The 17,945-nt window shown below is 74.4% G+C and carries 11 protein-coding genes; 8 read left to right on the plus strand and 3 right to left on the minus strand.

Annotated features, from left to right (window positions below; all coding sequences use genetic code 11):
• Nucleotides 1-54: 54 nt before the first annotated feature.
• The gene (locus tag IE180_RS25530; protein WP_229860862.1) at nucleotides 55-1,683 is read right to left on the minus strand and encodes an alpha/beta hydrolase; all 1,629 of its coding nucleotides are present in this window, start codon (nucleotides 1,681-1,683) and stop codon (nucleotides 55-57) included.
• Nucleotides 1,684-1,821: 138 nt separating this feature from the next.
• Nucleotides 1,822-2,853: an Rv2578c family radical SAM protein gene (locus IE180_RS25535; protein WP_190159295.1), complete on the minus strand. Its 1,032-nt coding sequence runs from the start codon at nucleotides 2,851-2,853 to the stop codon at nucleotides 1,822-1,824.
• A gap of 148 nt (nucleotides 2,854-3,001) precedes the next feature.
• On the opposite strand from IE180_RS25535, the gene IE180_RS25540 reads away from it, so the two are divergent.
• From IE180_RS25540 to IE180_RS25555, 4 genes are all read left to right on the plus strand, one after another.
• Nucleotides 3,002-3,445 (plus strand): SRPBCC family protein, encoded by a 444-nt coding sequence (locus IE180_RS25540; protein ID WP_030686492.1) that lies wholly within the window; start codon nucleotides 3,002-3,004, stop codon nucleotides 3,443-3,445.
• Nucleotides 3,446-3,683: 238 nt separating this feature from the next.
• Nucleotides 3,684-6,146, plus strand: a complete 2,463-nt coding sequence (locus IE180_RS25545) for an MFS transporter (protein WP_229860863.1) — start codon at nucleotides 3,684-3,686, stop codon at nucleotides 6,144-6,146.
• Nucleotides 6,147-6,409: 263 nt separating this feature from the next.
• Complete coding sequence (locus IE180_RS25550; protein WP_190159296.1) at nucleotides 6,410-9,310, plus strand: ATP-binding protein; 2,901 nt, start codon at nucleotides 6,410-6,412, stop codon at nucleotides 9,308-9,310.
• A 67-nt stretch (nucleotides 9,311-9,377) separates the two neighbouring features.
• Nucleotides 9,378-10,595 (plus strand): FAD-dependent monooxygenase, encoded by a 1,218-nt coding sequence (locus IE180_RS25555; RefSeq protein ID WP_190159297.1) that lies wholly within the window; start codon nucleotides 9,378-9,380, stop codon nucleotides 10,593-10,595.
• 242 nt (nucleotides 10,596-10,837) lie between these two features.
• Here the strand turns inward: IE180_RS25555 and IE180_RS25560 are convergent, their stop codons facing one another.
• Entirely contained in the window at nucleotides 10,838-12,052 is a 1,215-nt protein-coding gene (locus IE180_RS25560; protein WP_190159298.1) for a hypothetical protein, read from the minus strand.
• A 685-nt stretch (nucleotides 12,053-12,737) separates the two neighbouring features.
• On the opposite strand from IE180_RS25560, the gene IE180_RS25565 reads away from it, so the two are divergent.
• Genes IE180_RS25565 through IE180_RS25580 form a run of 4 tightly spaced genes read left to right on the plus strand, consistent with a single transcriptional unit; the run spans nucleotide 12,738 to nucleotide 17,886 of the window.
• On the plus strand, nucleotides 12,738-13,571 hold the full coding sequence (locus IE180_RS25565) for a M55 family metallopeptidase (RefSeq protein WP_190159299.1): 834 nt from the start codon (nucleotides 12,738-12,740) through the stop codon (nucleotides 13,569-13,571).
• On the plus strand, nucleotides 13,564-14,898 hold the full coding sequence (locus tag IE180_RS25570) for a M20/M25/M40 family metallo-hydrolase (RefSeq protein ID WP_190159300.1): 1,335 nt from the start codon (nucleotides 13,564-13,566) through the stop codon (nucleotides 14,896-14,898). The genes IE180_RS25565 and IE180_RS25570 overlap by 8 nt, the downstream gene beginning before the upstream one ends.
• Nucleotides 14,899-14,920: 22 nt before the next feature.
• Entirely contained in the window at nucleotides 14,921-16,942 is a 2,022-nt protein-coding gene (locus IE180_RS25575; RefSeq protein ID WP_190159301.1) for a prolyl oligopeptidase family serine peptidase, read from the plus strand.
• Nucleotides 16,939-17,886 (plus strand): S66 peptidase family protein, encoded by a 948-nt coding sequence (locus IE180_RS25580; protein WP_190159302.1) that lies wholly within the window; start codon nucleotides 16,939-16,941, stop codon nucleotides 17,884-17,886. Before IE180_RS25575 ends, IE180_RS25580 begins: the two co-directional genes overlap by 4 nt.
• Nucleotides 17,887-17,945 lie beyond the last annotated feature (59 nt).

Below are 17,945 nucleotides of genomic sequence, written 5' to 3' on the forward strand. Positions count from 1 at the left end.
TGCCCGCCCCCCTTTTTTTTGCGGGGAGCGGCCACCGGGAAAGGCGGGAGGGGGTCAGCGCACGTGGCCGAGGAGACCGTGCAGGGCGATGCCGGCACGTTCCGCGCGCACCGCGCCCGCCCGCTTGCCGCTCTTCTCCGGGGGCGCCGGGGCGGCCGCGGTCACGGGCTCCGGCTCCGGGTCGGGGAGCGCGGCACAGATCGCGTCCACCTCGGTGTCGCCCTCGCCGCGCGGGACCCTGCCCGTGGCGAGGTAGGCGGCCAGGTGCTCGTCGAGGCAGTCGTTCCCGCCGAGGGTCACCCCGTGGTTCCCGCCGCCCTCCTCGACGACGAGGCTGGAGCCGCGCATCAGACGGTGCAGGGCGACCCCGCCCTCGTACGGCGTCGCGGCGTCGTCCGTGGCCTGGAAGACGAGGACCGGCGGCAGCTGGTCGTTGGTGAGGTCCGGCGGGGTCAGCGACTCCACCGGCCAGAAGGCGCAAGGAGCGTTGTACCAGGCGTTGTTCCAGGTGGAGAACGGCGCCTTCGCGTGCACGTCCCAGCTGTCCTTGCGCCACACGTTCCAGTCGCGGGGCCAGCCCGCGTCCCGGCACTGCACGCTCGTGTAGACCGAGTAGCCGTTGTCGGCGGCCGCGTCGGCCTCCCCGTACCGCTCGTACGCCTCCTTCAGCGGCTCCGGGTCCCCGTCGTTGACGTACGCGGCGAAGGCGCTCGCCAGACGGGGCCAGTAGCCGTTGTAGTAGCCGCCGGGCAGGAAGGTGTCCTCCAGCTCGGCGGGGCCGACCTTGCCGCCCGCCGGGGTCGTGCGCAGGGCGTCGCGCATCCGGTACCAGGCGGCCTCGACGGCCGCCGGGTCGGTGCCCAGCCCGTACACGGCGTTCTGCCGGGCCACCCAGGCCATGAAGTCCTTGTGGCGGTCGTCGAAGGCGTAGTCCTGCGCGATGTTGTCCTCGTACCAGACGCCGTGCGGGTTCACGACGGAGTCGAGCGCCATCCGCCGCACCCGGTCCGGGTACAGGCGCGCGTACACGGCACCCAGATAGGTGCCGTACGAGTAGCCGAGGTAGTTGATCCTCGGAGCGCCGACCGCCCGCCGGATCGCGTCCAGGTCCCGGGCGGTGCTCACGGTGTCGATGTACGGCAGCACGTCCGCGTACTTCTCGCCGCAGGCCCGGGCGAAGGACTGCGCCCGATCGACGGCCGTCCGCTCGGCCGCGGCCCCGGTCGGCACCGAGTCCGCCCGCACGGGCGCGAAGTGGCCCGGCTTGCAGTCGAGCGCGGGCTCGCTCTTGCCGACGCCGCGAGGGTCGAAGCCGATCACGTCGTACTCGGCGGCCACCTTCGGGGGCAGGGAGGCCGCCACGTACCCGGCCATGCCGCGCCCGCTGCCGCCGGGGCCGCCCGGGTTCACGAGCAGCGGTCCCTGGAAGGTCCTCGCGGTGTGCGGGACGCGGGTGAGGGCCAGGGTGATCTTCCGCCCGGCCGGGTCGTCGTGGTTGAGCGGTACCTTCAGGGTGGCGCACTGGAGCCGGGGGTAGGCCTTCGTGGCGCACTCGGTCCAGGTGAGGCCGGGGATCGGCCGGGGGGCCGGTTCACCGGCGCCCGCGGGGGCGGCGGGCAGGACGGTGACCGTCCCGGCGACCAGCGCTCCAGCGGCGATCAGCATTCCTGCGCGTGGGGTCATAGGGCGTTTGTGTCCCGAACCGGCGCCGAGGGGACCTGTTCCGGCGAGAGTTGACCCGAACGGATGCGGATCCGACGGCGTGTCAGGTGACCGGTCCGATGATCGGCCCGGCGCGCTGTCGGGGTGCCGCCCGGACGCTCAGGGGAGGGTGAGCTGCTCCGGGACGGTCGCCGGGGACGGCTCCTCCGGTACGGGGATCCGGCGCGCCGCGCCCCGGTGGGCGGGCCCGATGCCGAACTCGGCGGCCAGCTCGTGCACCTGACGGGTGATCCGGCGCTGGTACCAGGTCGGCGCGTAGGCCCCGTCCGCGTACATCCGCTCGTACCGCCGGACCAGGCCCGGGTGGTGGTCGCGCAGCCAGGCCGTGAACCACTCGCGGGCGCCCGGCCGCAGGTGCAGGACGAGCGGGGTGACCGAGCTCGCGCCGGCCTCGGCGATCGCGCGGACCGTCGCGCGCAGCTGCTCGGGCCGGTCGCCGAGGAAGGGCACCACGGGCGCCATCAGGACCCCGCAGTCGATGCCGTGCTCGACGAGGGTGCGGACGACGTCGAGGCGACGCCGCGGTGAGGGGGTGCCGGGCTCGACCGTCCGCCAGAGCTCCCGGTCGGTGAAGCCGACCGAGACGGAGACGCCGACCTCGGTGACCCGGGCGGCCTGGGCGAGGAGCTCCAGGTCGCGCAGGATCAGGGTGCCCTTGGTGAGGATCGAGAACGGGTTCGCCCGGTCCCGCAGTGCCGCGAGGATGCCCGGCATGAGGCGGTAGCGGCCCTCGGCGTGCTGGTAGCAGTCGACGTTGGTGCCCATGGCGATGTGCGCGCCCTGCCAGCGGGCGGAGGCGAGCTGCCGGGCCAGGAGTTCCGGGGCGTTGACCTTGACGACGATCTGGGAGTCGAAGCCCAGGCCGGTGTCCAGGTCGAGATGGGCGTGGGACCTGCGGGCGAAGCAGTACACGCACGCGTGCGTGCAGCCGCGGTACGGGTTGACCGTCCACTCGAACGGCATCCGGGAGGCGCCGGGCACCCGGTTCAGGATCGAGCGGGCCCGGACCTCGTGGAAGGTGACGCCCCGGAGGTCGGGGGTGTCGAAGGTGCGGGTGGTGACCGCGTCCGTGCCGAACAGGGCGATGCCGGCGGGGGCGGTGGGGGTGTCGCCCGGATTGTCCCGGCGCATGGACGTCTCCTCGATGGCTCGGCCTCGACCGTTCGCTCAGAATAGAACACCTGTTCCCTTGATTGTCGCAACCCGGATTTCGCCCCCCGGAGCCCACGTGGTTCGCTAGGCCCACACCCCCTGAGGAATCACGAGCTGGAGGAAGTCGATGGCGCAGGTCGAGGCCACCACGGAACGGATCATCGCCGCGGACGCGGAGACGGTGTTCGACGCCCTGGCCGACTACAGCGGCACGCGCGCGAAGCTGCTCCCCGAGCACTTCAGCGAGTACGAGGTGCGCGAGGGCGGCGACGGCGAGGGCACCCTCGTCCACTGGAAGCTCCAGGCCACCAGCAAGCGCGTCCGCGACTGCCTCCTGGAGGTCACCGAGCCCACCGACGGGCAGCTCGTCGAGAAGGACCGCAACTCCTCCATGGTCACCACCTGGACCGTGACGCCCGCCGGCGAGGGCAAGTCCCGCGCCGTCGTCACCACCGTCTGGAACGGCGCCGGCGGCATCGGCGGCTTCTTCGAGAAGACCTTCGCGCCCAAGGGCCTCGGCCGCATCTACGACGCCGTCCTCGCCAAGCTGGCCGACGAGGTCGAGAAGTAACGCCCGGAGCGTTCACCGATTCGAGTGGATCGCCCGCGCCCCCCGTACCGGCCCTCCGCGCGCCGGGGGGCGCGGGCCTTCTCGTAAACGCGCTGATGAGCGCCCCAAGTGCGCCGTGGTGCAGGGACGTTCACCCACCGGCCCGCCACCCCCCTCCCGTACCGCCCGACTTGCTCCCCCTTCGCGCGCAATGCGAAGAATGGCGCGGCGCAGACGCCGTGACGAGGGGAGCAGACACGTGGGTGCGATCACGATCGTGAAAGGCCTCGACGGGGACGGGGAACCGCTCGCCCCGGACGGCCCGCCCGCCGACCCCGCGCCACCGCCCGGTCCGGGGCCCGCCGGCCTCGACCCCCGCCGCGTCCGGCTCGTCTTCTGCGGCCTCATGCTCGCGCTGCTCCTCGCCGCGCTGGAGCAGATGATCGTCGCCACCGCCCTGCCGAAGATCGTCGGCGAACTCCACGGCCTGGACCGGATGTCCTGGGCGATCACCGCCTACCTGCTGACCTCCACCATCGGCCTGCCGGTCTACGGAAAGCTCGGCGACCTCCTCGGCCGCAAGGGCGTCTTCCTCTTCGCCATCGTGGTCTTCGTCATCGGATCCGGCCTCGCCGGCTGGTCCCGCACGATGGACCAGCTCATCGCCTTCCGCGCGGTCCAGGGCATCGGCGCCGGCGGCCTCATGATCGGCGTCCAGGCGATCATCGCCGACATCGTCCCGCCCCGGGAACGCGGCCGCTACATGGGGCTCATCGGCGCCGCCTTCGGACTCGCCTCCGTCGCGGGACCGCTGCTCGGCGGCTTCTTCACCGACCACGTCTCCTGGCGCTGGTGCTTCTACTTCAACGTGCCCTTCGGGCTCGTCACCCTCGCCGTCGTCGCCGTCGTCCTCAAGCTCCCCAAGCCCACCGCACGCGCGCGCTTCGACGTCCTCGGGGCGCTGCTCCTCGCCGCCGCCTCCACCTGCCTCGTCCTGCTGACGAGCTGGGGCGGCACCGAGTACGCCTGGAACTCCCGGGTCGTCCTCGCCCTCGGCTGCGGAGCCGCCGGAACGGCCCTCCTCTTCCTGGTGGTCGAGCGCTTCGCACCCGAACCGCTCATCCCGCTCCGGCTGTTCCGCGACCCCGTCTTCACCGTCACCGCCCTCGTCGGCGCCGTCGTCGGCATCGCGCTCTTCGGCGCCGCCAGCTACCTCCCCAGCTTCCTGCAGATGGTCGAGGGCGCCAGCGCCACCGAATCCGGCCTCCTGATGCTGCCCCTCATGGGCGGCATCGTCATCGCCTCCGTGGTCTCCGGCCAGCTCATCAGCCGCACCGGCCGCTACAAGCCCTACCCGGTGATCGGCGGGGCCGTCTCCGTCCTCGGCATGTGGCTGCTCTCCCGCATGGACGCCGACACCCCGCGCCTCCAGCACAGCCTCTGGCAGGCCGTCCTCGGCACCGGCATCGGCCTCGTCATGCCGGTCCTCGTGCTCGCCGTGCAGAACTCCGTACGCCCCGCCGACCTCGGCACCGCCACCAGCGCCCACACCTACTTCCGCCAGATCGGCGGCAGCGTCGGCGCCGCCGTCTTCGGCACCCTCTTCGCCTCCCGGCTCGACGACGCCCTCGGCGACCGGCTCGCCGGCGTCCTCGCCCAGGACGGTTCCACCCCGCTGCCGCCGGCCGAGTCGATCACCCCCGGGACCGTCCGCACCCTGCCGCCCGCCCTGCGCGACGCGTACGTCCAGGCGTACGCGGACGCGATGCCGCGGATCTTCCTCTACCTCGTGCCGGTCCTCGTGCTCGGCCTCGTCCTCGCCTTCTTCCTCAAGGAGAAACCGCTGGTGTCCCACCACAGCCCCCTCACCGAGGCCACCCACGCCGACGAGACCGGCGGCCTCCAGGCGGTCCCGCACGCCCGCCACGCCACCCCCACCCCCGCTCCCGCGGCCCCTCCCCACTCCGGAGTGCCCGTCTGCGGCACCGTCCAGCACCACGACGGCAGCCGGGTCCCCCGGGCCGCGCTCACCCTCATCGACGTCCAGGGCCGGCAGATCGGCCGCGGCGCGAGCGGCGAGGACGGGCGGTACGCCCTGAGCGTCCCCGGCGGCGGCGCGTACGTCCTGATCGCGGCGGCCGGCGGCCACCAGCCGCAGGCCGTCTCCGTCACCGTCGGCGACCGGCCGGTCGAGCTCGACGTCGTCCTCGGCGGCGCCGGGCGGCTCGCGGGCAGCGTCGTCACCGCCGACGGCACGCCCGTGCGCGACGCGGCCGTCACCCTCACCGACGTGCGCGGCGAGGTCGTCGCCTCCACCCGCAGCGGACGCGAGGGCGGCTACGTCATCGGCGAACTGGTCGCGGGCGAGTACACGCTCGCCGCCAGCGCCCCCGCCTTCCGGCCCGCCGCGCTCCCCGTCAGCGTCCAGGCCTCCCGCGAGACCCGCCAGGACATCGAACTGGCCGGCGGGGCGGTGCTGCGCGGCACCGTACGGGCCGGGGGAGGGCGCCCCGTGGAGGACGCCCGGGTCACCCTGCTGGACGCCGCGGGCAACGTCGTCGACACCCTCACCACCGGGCCCGACGGCACCTTCCGCTTCGTCGACCTGTCCTCCGGCGAGTACACGGTCATCGCCGCCGGGTACCCGCCCGTCGCCACCGTCCTCCAGGTGGCCGGCGGCGGGCGCACCGAGCGCGACCTCCAACTCGGCCACGAGGACTGAGCATCGGGCGGTGGGCGGTGGGCGGCCGGGCGGCCGGGCGGCCGGGCGGCCGGGCGGCCGGGCGGCCGGGGCGTTCCCGCCGCCACGGCGGCCCTGCCGTCGGCCGGGCGAGCGGCGTCCGGGCGAGCGGCGTCCGGGCGAGCGGGATGCGGACGACCGGCATCTCGGCGATCGGAATACGGGCGACCGGCATCTCGGGCGGGACCCGTCCCGTCCCGGTCCGGTCGCCCACGGGTGATCGACTCCGGTGGATAATCACCGGCATGCTGTTCGGGATCCTCGGCGAGACGCGCGCGTGGTACGACGACGGGACCGAGGTTCCCCTGGGCGGGCCCGCCCGGCGCTCGCTGCTCGCCCTGCTGCTGATACGGCCCGGGGAGGTCGTGTCGACGGACCGGCTCGCCGACGCCGTCGACCCGGACGGCGCGGTGTCGGCCCACGCGGTCCAGTCCCAGATGTCCCGGCTGCGCAAGGCCCTCGGCTCCGGGGCCGTGATCGAACAGGCCGGGGCGGGCTACCGGATCCTGGTCGCACCCGACGACGTGGACGCCGGCCGCTTCGAGCGCCTGGCCCGGGAGGGGCGGGCCGCCCTGCGCGCCGGGGACGCGGCGCGTGCCCTCGCCCCGCTGCGCGAGGCGCTGGGGCTGTGGCGGGGACCCGCGCTGGCCGGCCTCGCCGAGGGCGAGACCGCCGGGCCCGCCGCCGCCCGGCTCGAGGAGCACCGGCTCGGGGCCCTGGAGGACCGGATCGAGGCGGAGTTCCGGACCGGCGACCCGCGCGCCGTCGTGCCCGAGCTGCGCGAGCTGATCGGCCGCCATCCGCTGCGGGAGCGCCTCGCGGGACTGCTGATGCGGGCCCTGTTCGCCGAGGGCGGGCCGGCCGCGGCGCTCGTGGTGTTCGAGGAGACCCGGCGGCGCCTTGCCGAGGAGCTCGGCGCCGATCCTTCCGCCGAACTCGTCTCAATGCACCAGGAGTTGCTGAGCGTCGCACCGTCGCCCGGGCCCGCGGCGCCCCCCGCCCAGCTGACCGCGCTCGTCGGCCGCGCCGACGAGGTGACGGAGGTCGCCCGGCTGCTGCGGGTGGCCCGGCTGGTCACGCTGACCGGCCCCGGCGGGGTCGGCAAGACCCGGCTGTCCGTCGAGGTCGCCGGGCTCGCCGGAGCCGCGGCCGACGACGTCTGCTTCGTGGAGCTGGCGCCGCTGCGCGACGCCGCCGCACTGCCCCAGGCGCTGTCGAGCGCGCTCGGCCTGCGCGAGAACGGCCTCGGCACGGGGGCCGGCGGGCAGGGCCCCGTCGACCGGCTGATCGCGGCGCTCTCCGACCGGGCGCTCCTCCTCGTCCTGGACAACTGCGAGCACGTGATCGAGGAGGTCGCGATGCTCGCCGCACGGCTCCTGGCGGTCTGCCCACGGCTCCGGGTCCTGGCGACGAGCCGTGAGCCGCTCGGCATCACCGGTGAGAACCTCTGGCAGGTCAAGCCGCTCGACGCCGTCGCCGCCGTGCGCCTCTTCACCGACCGGGCCCGCGCCGTGCGGCGCGGTTTCGCCGCCGAACCGGAGGTCGTCGGCCGGATCTGCGCGGCCCTCGACCATCTGCCGCTGGCCATCGAACTCGCGGCGGCACGCGTCCGCACGCTCGACGCCGACGACCTCGCGGGACGCCTCGACGACCGGCTCGGGGTCGCCACCCGGGGCAGCCGTACGGCCGACGAACGGCACCGGACCCTGCGCGCCGTGGTCGCCTGGAGCTGGGACCTGCTCTCCGAGGAGGAGCAGCGGGCGGCCCGGCGGTTCACGGTCTTCGCCGGAGGAGCGACGGCCGCGTCCGCGCTGCGGGTGTGCGCGACCGACGACGAGACCCTGGAGTCGCTGGTCGACAAGTCGCTCCTGGAGGCGGCGGGCGGCCGCTACCGGATGCTGGAGACGATCGCCGCCTACGGCGCCGAACGGCTCGACGCGGCGGACGAACGCGCCGACGCGGAGCACGCCCACGCCCAATGGCTCCTGGAGCTGCTGCGGACCGCCGACCCCCACCTGCGCCGGGCCGAACAGCTGGAGTGGCTGCCCGTCCTCGCCGCCGAGCACGACAACCTCCTCGCGGCGGTGCGCCGCTCGGTCCGGGCCGGGGAACGGGAGACGGGCCTGAAGCTGCTCGCCCACGCCGCGAACCACCTCTGGATCCGGGGCGTCTCCGCCTCGGTCGCCCCGCACGCGATCGCGCTCCTGGAAGAGGCGGGCGGCGATCCCCTCGACGAGGAGGAGTACGTGCTGTGCGTGCTGCTCGCGGCCTCCGGCGCCGCCGGCCGGCCGGTCTGGCAGCGCCACCGCGCGACCGCCGAGAAGGTGCTGGCCACCGCGTGGGCGGACGGACGGACGGGCCGCCATCCCGTCGCCCCGCTCCTGTGGATGCTGCGCAACGCGAGCGAAGCCGACCCGCGGAGCGCCTTCGCCCTCGTCTCCTCCCTGCGCGACCGCGCCGAGCCGTGGGCGAGGGCGACCGCGTGGTACGTGTCGGGATTCGGGCCCCTCGGCGAGGGGGACACCGAGGCGGCCGAACGCGCCTTCGCCACGGCCGTCGAGGGCTTCCGCTCGCTCGGCGACCGCTGGGGCACCGCGCTGGCCCTGGACGCGCTCGCGGGCCTCGCGGGCGGGCGCGGCGAGCTCGCGCGGGCCGTCGAGCTGACCGACGAGGCCCTCGCGCTCACCGAGCAGATCGGCGCGCTGGAGGACAGCGCCGACCTGCTCGTCAACCGGGGTGACCAACGCATCGGCCAGGACCCGGTGTCGGCCCGCGCCGACTACGACAGGGCCGCGGTCCTCGCCCGCCGGTCCGGCAGCTCCACCGGTCTCGCGGCGGCCCTGCGCGGGCTCGGCGACACGGCTCTGCTCGACGGCGACCTGAGCGAGGCCGAGCGCCTGTACGCGGAAGCCCTCGAACGGGTCGACCCGCACTGGGTCAGGAGCGTCGGCACTCGGGTCCGCACCTTCGCGGGACTGGGCCGCGTCGCCGAGGCGCGCGGTGATCACGCGACCGCCCGCGCCCGCTACCGGGAGGCCGGCGAGTCCGCCGCCGCCATGGGTCCCGGCACCCCGGGCGCGCTCCGTCTGCTGGGCCTTCCCGAGCACGTCGTGGAGAGCGTGTCGGAGGCGTGCCTGCGGCGGTGAGCGCGCGGTGAGCGCGCGGTGAGCCCGCGGTGAGCCCGCGGTGAGGACCTCGCCGGAAGCTCTTCCCGTGACCGACACGAAGAACACCAAGAACACGAAGAACATCGACGTCCTGATCTCCGGCGCCTCCGTCGCCGGCCCCGCCCTCGCCCACTGGCTCCACCGATACGGCTTCACCACCACCGTCGTGGAACGCGCCCCCGCACTCCGCGACGGCGGCTACGCCGTCGACTTCCGCGGCGAGGCCCACCTGTCGATCCTGCGCCGCATGGGCATCATGGACGCCGTCCAGCGGGCCAGGACCGGCATGGGCTCCATGTCGTACGTCAACAGCGCGGGCAAGCCGCAGGCGAAGCTGCCCGCCGACCTCTTCGCCGGAGACGTCGAGATCCTCCGCGGCGACCTGGCGCGGATCCTCCACGACGCGACCGAGGAGCACACCGAGTACGTCTTCGGGGACTCCGTCACCTCGCTCACCGAGGACGCCGAGGGCGTGACCGTCACCTTCGAACGCGCCGCGCCGCGCCGCTTCGACCTGGTGATCGGTGCCGACGGGCTGCACTCCACCACCCGCCGGCTGGCCTTCGGACCCGAGGAGCGGTTCGTGAAGCACCTCGGCGTCCACTGCGCGGTCTTCACCACCGCCAACCACCTCGGGCTCGACCACACCGGCCACGCCTACCGCACCGCCGGCAAGCTCGCTGCCCTGTACAGCGCCCGCCACAACACCGAGGCCAAAGCCGTCTTCTACTTCGCCTCCGATCTCCTCGACCTCGACCGGCGGGACGTCCCACGACAGCAGGCGATCCTGGCGGAGCAGTTCGCCGGCACCGGATGGGAGTGCGACAGACTGCTCCGGGACATGCGGCACGCGCCCGACTTCCACTTCGACTCGGTCGGCCAGGTCCGCATGGACTCGTGGTCCCGCGGCCGCGTCGCCCTGCTGGGCGACGCCGCCCACTGCCCGTCCTCCCTGTCCGGCATGGGCACGGGACTCGCCCTCGTCGGCGCGTACGTCCTGGCGGGAGAGCTGGCCGCCGCGCACGGCGACCACCGCGTCGCGTTCGCCCGCTACGAGGAGGAACTGCGGGAGTACGCCGAGGGCTGCCGGAAGATGGGAGACGGGGTCGCCGGGCTGATGGTCCCCGGCAGCCGGCTGATGGCCGCCCTCCTCAACCGCTACTACAAGGTCATGCCCTATCTGCCGGGCAAGAACATGGCCGCCAGGATCGCCCGCAAGACCGCGGAGAACATCACCCTGCGCGACTACGGACGGGACGGGTGAACCCCGCGGTCCCTCCCGGGAGGAGGCGGTCGTCCGGGAAGGGACGACCGCCGGGATCCGCCCCTTCGAACCTGCCGGACGTCACGGAAACCCGGTCGAGCTCGTCCCGGTCGAGCTCGTCCCGGGCGGGTCCGTGCCCCGGCCGGCACGGCCCACGCGAAGCCCTCCTGTGTCCGGCCGCCCGATCACCCGATCCGTCGGCCGGACACGAGGGGAAGGCGCCACGAGCGGCCGGACAAGTCCTAGGAGGAGGCGGTCGTCGCCTTGCGCAGCGCGCTGATGCAGGTGCCGATCGCCTCCTGGAGGGCTTCGAGGCGCTGGAGCATGTCCGCCTCGTAGATGTCCTCCTCCATCACCTCGTCGAGCGTCAGCTCCTCGAAGACCTTCGTCGCCTTCTGCAGGCTGTTGTAGAACTTCGTCCGCCGCTCCTGGACGCGCAGCGCCGGATCCTCGTCGACCGCCCTGGCGACCAGGTTCCTCACCGTGTCGTAGGCCTCGCCGGCCCACTCGCCCGCCTCCTCCGAGTCGTCCAGCTCGTCGAGGAGCGACAGGTGCCGCTCGGCCTCGGCCCGGATCTCGGCCGGTGCCTCCACGGTCTGCCCGGCGGGGGTCTTGATCTGCCCCTTCTCGACGATCTGCCGCACGTACCCGATGCGGTCGGCCGCCTTCGCCTCGTTCGCCACGGCCTTCTTCAGGTCGTCGGTACGGGCGATGGCGCGGGCCATCTCGGTCTGGAGGGCCGGGTCCTCCTTCATCCGGTCCAGGAGCGCTCCGCGCGCGGCCTGGGCCGTCCCGGGGTCCGCGAGGATCGCCGCCCGCAGCGCCGTCGGGTTCTCCGCGACCTCCAGGGCCTTCGTCGGCCGGATGCCCTCCGCCTCGGCCGCCGCGCTGATGGCCTGGCCGCGCACGGAGGAGGCGCTGTTGCGCGAGGCGTAGTACGAGAGCCAGACGTCCGCGTCCGGAAGTTCGATGTCCTCGCCCGGGACCAGGACCTCGAACTGCGGGACCAGACCGTCGTCGGCCGCCATGTCCCAGGCCCGGTAGTAGCGCATGACCCGTTCGGGCGAGCACCCGGCGAGCTCCGCGAAGGCCTTCGCGGAGACCTTCGTCCGGGCCGTCCCCTCGGCGGGCTGACCGCCCGGCCGGACGCTCCGGGCCACCTTCAGCGCGAAGGCCCAGCCGCCGGTCCGCGCATAGACCCCGAACTCCCGGGCGTCACGCACGACGACGGGATCGTGGTCCTGCCCGTGGCCGTCGGCACCGTCCGTGTCCTGCGTGTCCCGGGGCTCCGGCGTGTCCCGGGGCTCCGGCGCATCCCGGGATTCCTGCGTGTCCCGGGATTCCTGCGTGTCCCGGGGCTCGGGATCCGAGGGCTCCCAGAACTCCGGCTCGGAGATCGCCGTGACGTTCTCGGCTTCGGCGGGGGTCGTTTCGGACGGGGTGAAGGCGATGGTCACCGAGAGCTCTCCGGAAGGTCGACAACGACAACTGCGGCCGACAGCCTATACACACGTGTTGGCGATGTTTCGTCCGATTCGAAGCTCCGGCACATCGGTGGCGGAGCGGGCGACACGGAGGGCACCGTGCCTCCCTGGTCCACGGAAACGAGTGCCCCCCGCGCGATGAGCCCCCCCTCGCACGAGCGCCCGACGCCCGCACCTGCGCTGTACGCGTACGCCGAGGGCCTGCGCGGCGGCGACCCCGACGGGCCGCCGCGCCGTGCGTCACCGTGCGGCGCGACGGCCCGCACGTCGTCCGGGACGGACGACGGCGGCCGGGCACGCCGCCGGGCCCGCCGGAGCTGCCCGCCGCTCACCCGGTGGGCACTCCGGAGGGTGGATCTCCACGGACTCCCGCGCACCGGACCCCACCGTGGTCACCTTCGACGGGCCGCCCCTGAACGCCGACGGCACACCTGACGCGGAGCAGCAGGCGCGCCGGTTCCTCCGGCGGCTCCCGGACGCCCGCAGACCGCCCGGGGACCAGGCCGCCGCCGTGCCGACCGGCGGAGGAGGAACCCAGGGGGCATCCGGAACCGGCCGGGTGATCCGTACCGCCGCCCGGTGGACGTCATTGGTCCACTCCAACGGAGGTTATCCACAGGGGTGGTAGGGCCGCCGGGCGGCGCGTACGGTGCCAGGCATGAAGATCCTCATCAGCGCCGACATGGAGGGCGCCACCGGTGTGACCTGGCCCGCCGACGTGCTGCCCGGCACGCCGCAGTGGGAGCGGTGCCGCGCGATGTTCACCTCCGACGTGAACGCCGCCGTGCTCGGCTTCTTCGACGGCGGCGCGGACGAGGTCCTCATCAACGAGGCGCACTGGTCCATGCGGAACCTGCTCCTGGAGCGGCTCGACGAGCGGGCCGAGATGCTCACCGGCCGGCACAAGTCCCTCTCGATGGTCGAGGGCGTGCAGCACGGGGACGTCGACGGCATCGCCTTCGTCGGCTACCACACCGGCGCCGGCACCGAGGGCGTCCTCGCGCACACCTACCTCGCCAACTCCATCACCGGGGTCTGGCTCAACGGCGAGCGGGCGAGCGAGGGACTGCTCAACGCCCAGGTGGTCGCGGAGTACGGCGTGCCCGTCGTCCTCGTCACCGGAGACGACCTGACCTGCGAGGACGCCCTCGGCTACGCGCCCGGGGCACTCAAGGTCGCCGTCAAGGACCACGTCTCCCGGTACGCGGCGGTGTGCCGCCCCCCGGCGAGGACTGCCGCGGACATCCGCGCCGCCGCGAAGACCGCCGCCGCGCTCGCCGTCCGGTACGAGCCGGTCCGCGGCGGCCCGTTCACCGTGGAGCTGGAGTTCGACGCCGAGCACCTGGGCGCCGCCGCCACGGTGGTTCCCGGCGTGGCGCGGAGCGGCGAGCGGCGCGTCGCCTTCACCAGCGAGACCATGTACGAGGCAATTCGCACGTTCAAGGCGGTCACGACCATCGTCTCGGCCGCGGTGGAGGAGCAGTATGGCTGAGGAGGTCCGGAGCCCGGACACGACGGCGCTCGACGAGGTGGTCACCTTCACCTCCGAGCTCATCCGCATCGACACCACCAACCGGGGCGGCGGCGACTGCCGCGAGCGGCCGGCCGCCGAATACGTCGCCGAGCGGCTCGCGGACGCCGGGATCGAGCCCACCCTCCTGGAGCGGACCCCCGGCCGCACCAACGTGGTGGCGCGGATCCCCGGCACCGACCCCTCGGCCGAGGCGCTCCTCGTCCACGGCCACCTGGACGTGGTGCCCGCCGACCCCGCCGAATGGTCCGTGCACCCCTTCTCCGGCGAGGTGCGCGACGGGGTCGTCTGGGGGCGCGGCGCCGTCGACATGAAGAACATGGACGCCATGGTCCTGGCCGTCGTCCGCTCCTGGGCCCGCCACGGCATCCGGCCCCGCCGCGACATCGTCCTCGCCTACACCGCGGACGAGGAGGCCAGCGCCGAGGACGGCTCCGACTTCCTCGCCGACCGGCACGCGGCGCTCTTCGAGGGCTGCACGGAGGGCATCAGCGAGTCCGGGGCGTTCAGCTTCCACCCGCAGCCCGGCACCACCCTCTACCCGATTGCGGCGGGGGAGCGAGGCACCGCCTGGCTCAAGCTCACCGCCCGCGGCCGGGCCGGCCACGGCTCCAAGGTGAACACGGCCAACGCCGTCACCCGCCTCGCCGCGGCCGTCGCCCGGATCGGCGCCCACACCTGGCCGGTCCGCCTCACCACGACCGTCCGCGCCGCCCTCACCGAACTCGCCGCGCTGTACGGCGTCGACGTCGACACGAGCGCCCCCGACCTCGACGTCGACGTCCTCCTCGACAAGCTCGGCCCCGCCGCCGCCCTCGTCGAGTCGACCGTCCGCAACAGCGCCAACCCGACGATGCTGGAAGCCGGTTACAAGGTCAACGTCATCCCGGGCCAGGCCGTGGCCTACGTCGACGGGCGCATGCTGCCGGGCGGCGAGGAGGAGTTCGCCGCCACCATGGACCTGCTCACCGGCCCCGACGTGGAATGGGAGTTCCACCATCGCGAGGTCCCCTTGGAGGCCCCGGTCGACTCCCCGACCTTCGCCAAGCTCCGTGCCGCCGTCGAGCGCTTCGACCCGGCCGGGCACGTCCTGCCGTTCACCATGTCCGGCGGCACGGACGCCAAGCAGTTCTCCCGCCTCGGCATCACCGGCTACGGCTTCTCGCCGCTCCGGCTGCCCCCGGACCTCGACTACGGGGCGCTCTTCCACGGCGTCGACGAACGCGTCCCGGTGGACGCCCTGCACTTCGGCGTCCGCGTGCTCGACCACTATCTGAAGTCCGCGTAGGGACAGAGGGGGGACCAGTCCCATGACAGGGGGAGACGAGATGGCCACGACCACGGCCGGGTACGGCAGCTGGCCGTCGCCCGTCGGCGCCGCGCTCGCCGCCGCCCACGACGGGCGGCCCGAATACCTCGGCGCCGTCGGCGACGAGCTCTGGTGGACCGCGCCCCGCCCCGCCGAGGGCGGCCGGCGCGCCCTCGTCCGGCGGCGCGCCGACGGCACCGAGGAGAGTCTGCTGCCCGCCCCGTGGAACGTCCGCAGCAGGGTGATCGAGTACGGCGGACAGCCCTGGGCGGCCGTCGCGCGCCCGGCGGGCGGGCCGCTCGCCGTGTTCTGCCACTTCCCCGACCAGCGGCTCTACGCGTACGAACCCGACGCCGAGCCCGCCGCCGGGCCGCGGCCGCTCACCCCGGTCTCCTCCGTCGGCGGCGGACTGCGGTGGGCGGACCCGGTCGTCCACCCGGACCGGGGCGAGGTGTGGTGCGTCCTGGAGGAGTTCACCGGACCCGCGCCCACCGACGTGCGCCGCGTCCTCGTCGCCGTGCCCCTCGACGGCTCGGCCGCCGAGGACCGCGGCGCCCTCCGGGAACTCTCCGACGGGCGCGACCGGTTCGTCACCGGACCCCGGCTCTCCCCGGACGGCCGCCGGGCGGCCTGGATCGCCTGGGACCACCCCCGGATGCCCTGGGACGGCACCGAGGTCCGGCTCGCCGACGTCACCCCCGACGGCGCCTTCCGGGGAGCCAGGACCGTCGCGGGCTCGGCCGCCGAGTCGATCCCGCAGGTCGACTGGGACGCGGCGGGCCGGCTGCTCCTCGTCAGCGACCGCACCGGCTGGTGGAACCTCTACCGCGCCGAGGTCACCCCCGACGGCGGCCTCGCCGAACCGGAGGCGCTCTGCCCCCGCGCCGAGGAGTTCGGCGGTCCGCTCTGGCAGATCGGCCTCCGCTGGTTCACCCCCCTGGAGAACGGCCTGATCGCCGTCGTCCACGGCAGGGGGAACACCACCCTCGGGATCCTCGACCCCGAGCGCCGCGCCCTCGTCGACGCCGGCGGACCCCGCACCGAGTGGGCCGCGACCCTCGCCGCCCACGGCACCCGGGTGGTCGGCGTCGCCGCCGGACCGCACCGCTCCGCCGAGCTCGTCGAGCTCGACACCCGCACCGGCCGCAGCCGCGTGGTCGGCGCCGCGCACACCGACGCCGTCGACCCCGCCTACCTCCCCGAACCCCGGGCCCGCACCTTCACCGGTCCCGGCGGGCGGGAGATCCACGCCCAGGTGTACCCGCCGCGCCACCCCGGCTTCACCGGACCCGAGGGCGAGCTGCCGCCCTATGTGATCTGGGCCCACGGCGGCCCCACCAGCCGCACACCGCTCGTCCTCGACCTGGAGACCGCCTACTTCACCTCGCGTGGCATCGGCGTCGCCAAGGTCGACTACGGCGGCTCGACCGGCTACGGCCGCGAGTACCGGGAGCGGCTGCGGGAACGGTGGGGCGTCGTCGACGTCGAGGACTGCGCGGCCGTCGCGGCGGCCCTCGCCGCCGAGGGCACCGCCGACCCCGCCCGGCTCGCCGTGCGCGGCGGCAGCGCGGGCGGCTGGACCAGCGCCGCGTCCCTCGTCTCCACCGACGTGTACGCCTGCGGCACGATCATCTACCCCGTCCTGGACCCGCGGAGCTGGGCCACCGGCGAGACCCACGACTTCGAGTCCCGGTACCTCCACGGACTGATCGGACCGCTCGACGAGGTGCCCGCCCGTTACAAGGAGCGCGCGCCGATCGAGCACGTCGACCGCGTCACGGCCCCGTTCCTGCTGCTCCAGGGCCTCGACGACGTCATCTGTCCGCCCGCGCAGGCCGAGCGCCTCCTCGCCCGCGCGGCCGGCCGGGGCGTCCCGCACGCCTACCTCGCCTTCGAGGGAGAGGGACACGGCTTCCGCCGGGCCGACACCATGATCCAGGCCCTGGAGGCCGAACTCGCCCTGTACGCACGGACCTTCGGCATCGAGCGCCCGGACGTCCCGGACCTGGAGTACCGCACATGACCAGCCCGTCCTCCGCCGTCGAACCCCTGACCCGGGCCGAGCGACTCAGTCCCGGGGCGCGGGTCGCCGTCGTCGCCCCCAGCGGTCCCGTCCCCGAGGAGCGGCTCGCGGCCGGGCTCGACATCCTGCGCGGCTGGGGCCTGGAACCGGTGGTCGCCCCGCACGTCCTGGACGCCCACCCCACGCTCGGCCACCTCGCGGGCGCGGACCGGGCGCGCGCCCGCGATCTGACCGAGGCCTGGTGCGACCCGTCGGTCTCCGCCGTGCTCTGCGCGCGCGGCGGGTTCGGGGCCCAGCGCATGGTGGACCTGGTCGACTGGACGGCGATACGGGCGGCCGGGCCCAAGGCGTTCGTCGGCTACAGCGACGTCACCGCCCTGCACGAGGCCTTCGCCGTCCGCGCGGGCTTCGCCACCCTGCACGGGCCGATGGTCGCCGCCGGCACCTTCCTGTCGGATCCCCGAACCCAGGAGTCGCTGCGGGCCACCCTCTTCGAGCCCGAGACCGTCCTCACGCTCGGCCTGGAGACGGCACGGCCCCTGGTGCCCGGCCGCGCCCGGGGCGTGACGCTCGGCGGCTGCGCCAGCCTCCTCGCCACCGACATCGGCACCCCGCACGGGCGGCCCTCGGCCCGCGGCGGACTGCTGCTCCTGGAGGACGTGGGGGAGGAGCCGTACCGCCTCGACCGCATCCTCACCCACCTGCTGCGCTCCGATTGGCTCGACGGGGTCGCGGCCATCGGCCTCGGCTCCTGGGAGGAGTGCGGTCCGTACGAGGAGGTGCGGGCGCTGCTCGTCGACCGGCTCGGCGGGCTGGGGGTGCCGGTCGTGGAGGAGATGGGCTTCGGGCACAGCGCGACCGCGCTGACCATGCCGCTCGGCGTGACCGCCGCACTCGACGCGGACACCGGCACGCTCACCCTGGACGCACCGGCCCTGCGCTGAAGGGGCGCGCGGCGCGCGGGCGATGCCGACGCGCCGGCGCGGCGCCGGCCCCACGGCGC

It is taken from the genome of Streptomyces litmocidini, assembly GCF_014649755.1.
Taxonomy (GTDB): domain Bacteria; phylum Actinomycetota; class Actinomycetes; order Streptomycetales; family Streptomycetaceae; genus Streptomyces; species Streptomyces litmocidini.

Excerpts from the sequence above, each read along its gene's own strand:
- IE180_RS25570 (WP_190159300.1), top strand. The coding sequence starts at position 13,564 with ATGGCTGAGGAGGTCCGGAGCCCGGACACGACGGCGCTCGACGAGGTG.
- IE180_RS25580 (WP_190159302.1), top strand. The coding sequence starts at position 16,939 with ATGACCAGCCCGTCCTCCGCCGTCGAACCCCTGACCCGGGCCGAGCGA.
- IE180_RS25530 (WP_229860862.1), bottom strand. The coding sequence starts at position 1,683 with ATGACCCCACGCGCAGGAATGCTGATCGCCGCTGGAGCGCTGGTCGCC.
- IE180_RS25565 (WP_190159299.1), top strand. The coding sequence starts at position 12,738 with ATGAAGATCCTCATCAGCGCCGACATGGAGGGCGCCACCGGTGTGACC.
- IE180_RS25535 (WP_190159295.1), bottom strand. The coding sequence starts at position 2,853 with ATGCGCCGGGACAATCCGGGCGACACCCCCACCGCCCCCGCCGGCATC.
- IE180_RS25540 (WP_030686492.1), top strand. The coding sequence starts at position 3,002 with ATGGCGCAGGTCGAGGCCACCACGGAACGGATCATCGCCGCGGACGCG.
- IE180_RS25575 (WP_190159301.1), top strand. The coding sequence starts at position 14,921 with ATGACAGGGGGAGACGAGATGGCCACGACCACGGCCGGGTACGGCAGC.
- IE180_RS25550 (WP_190159296.1), top strand. The coding sequence starts at position 6,410 with ATGCTGTTCGGGATCCTCGGCGAGACGCGCGCGTGGTACGACGACGGG.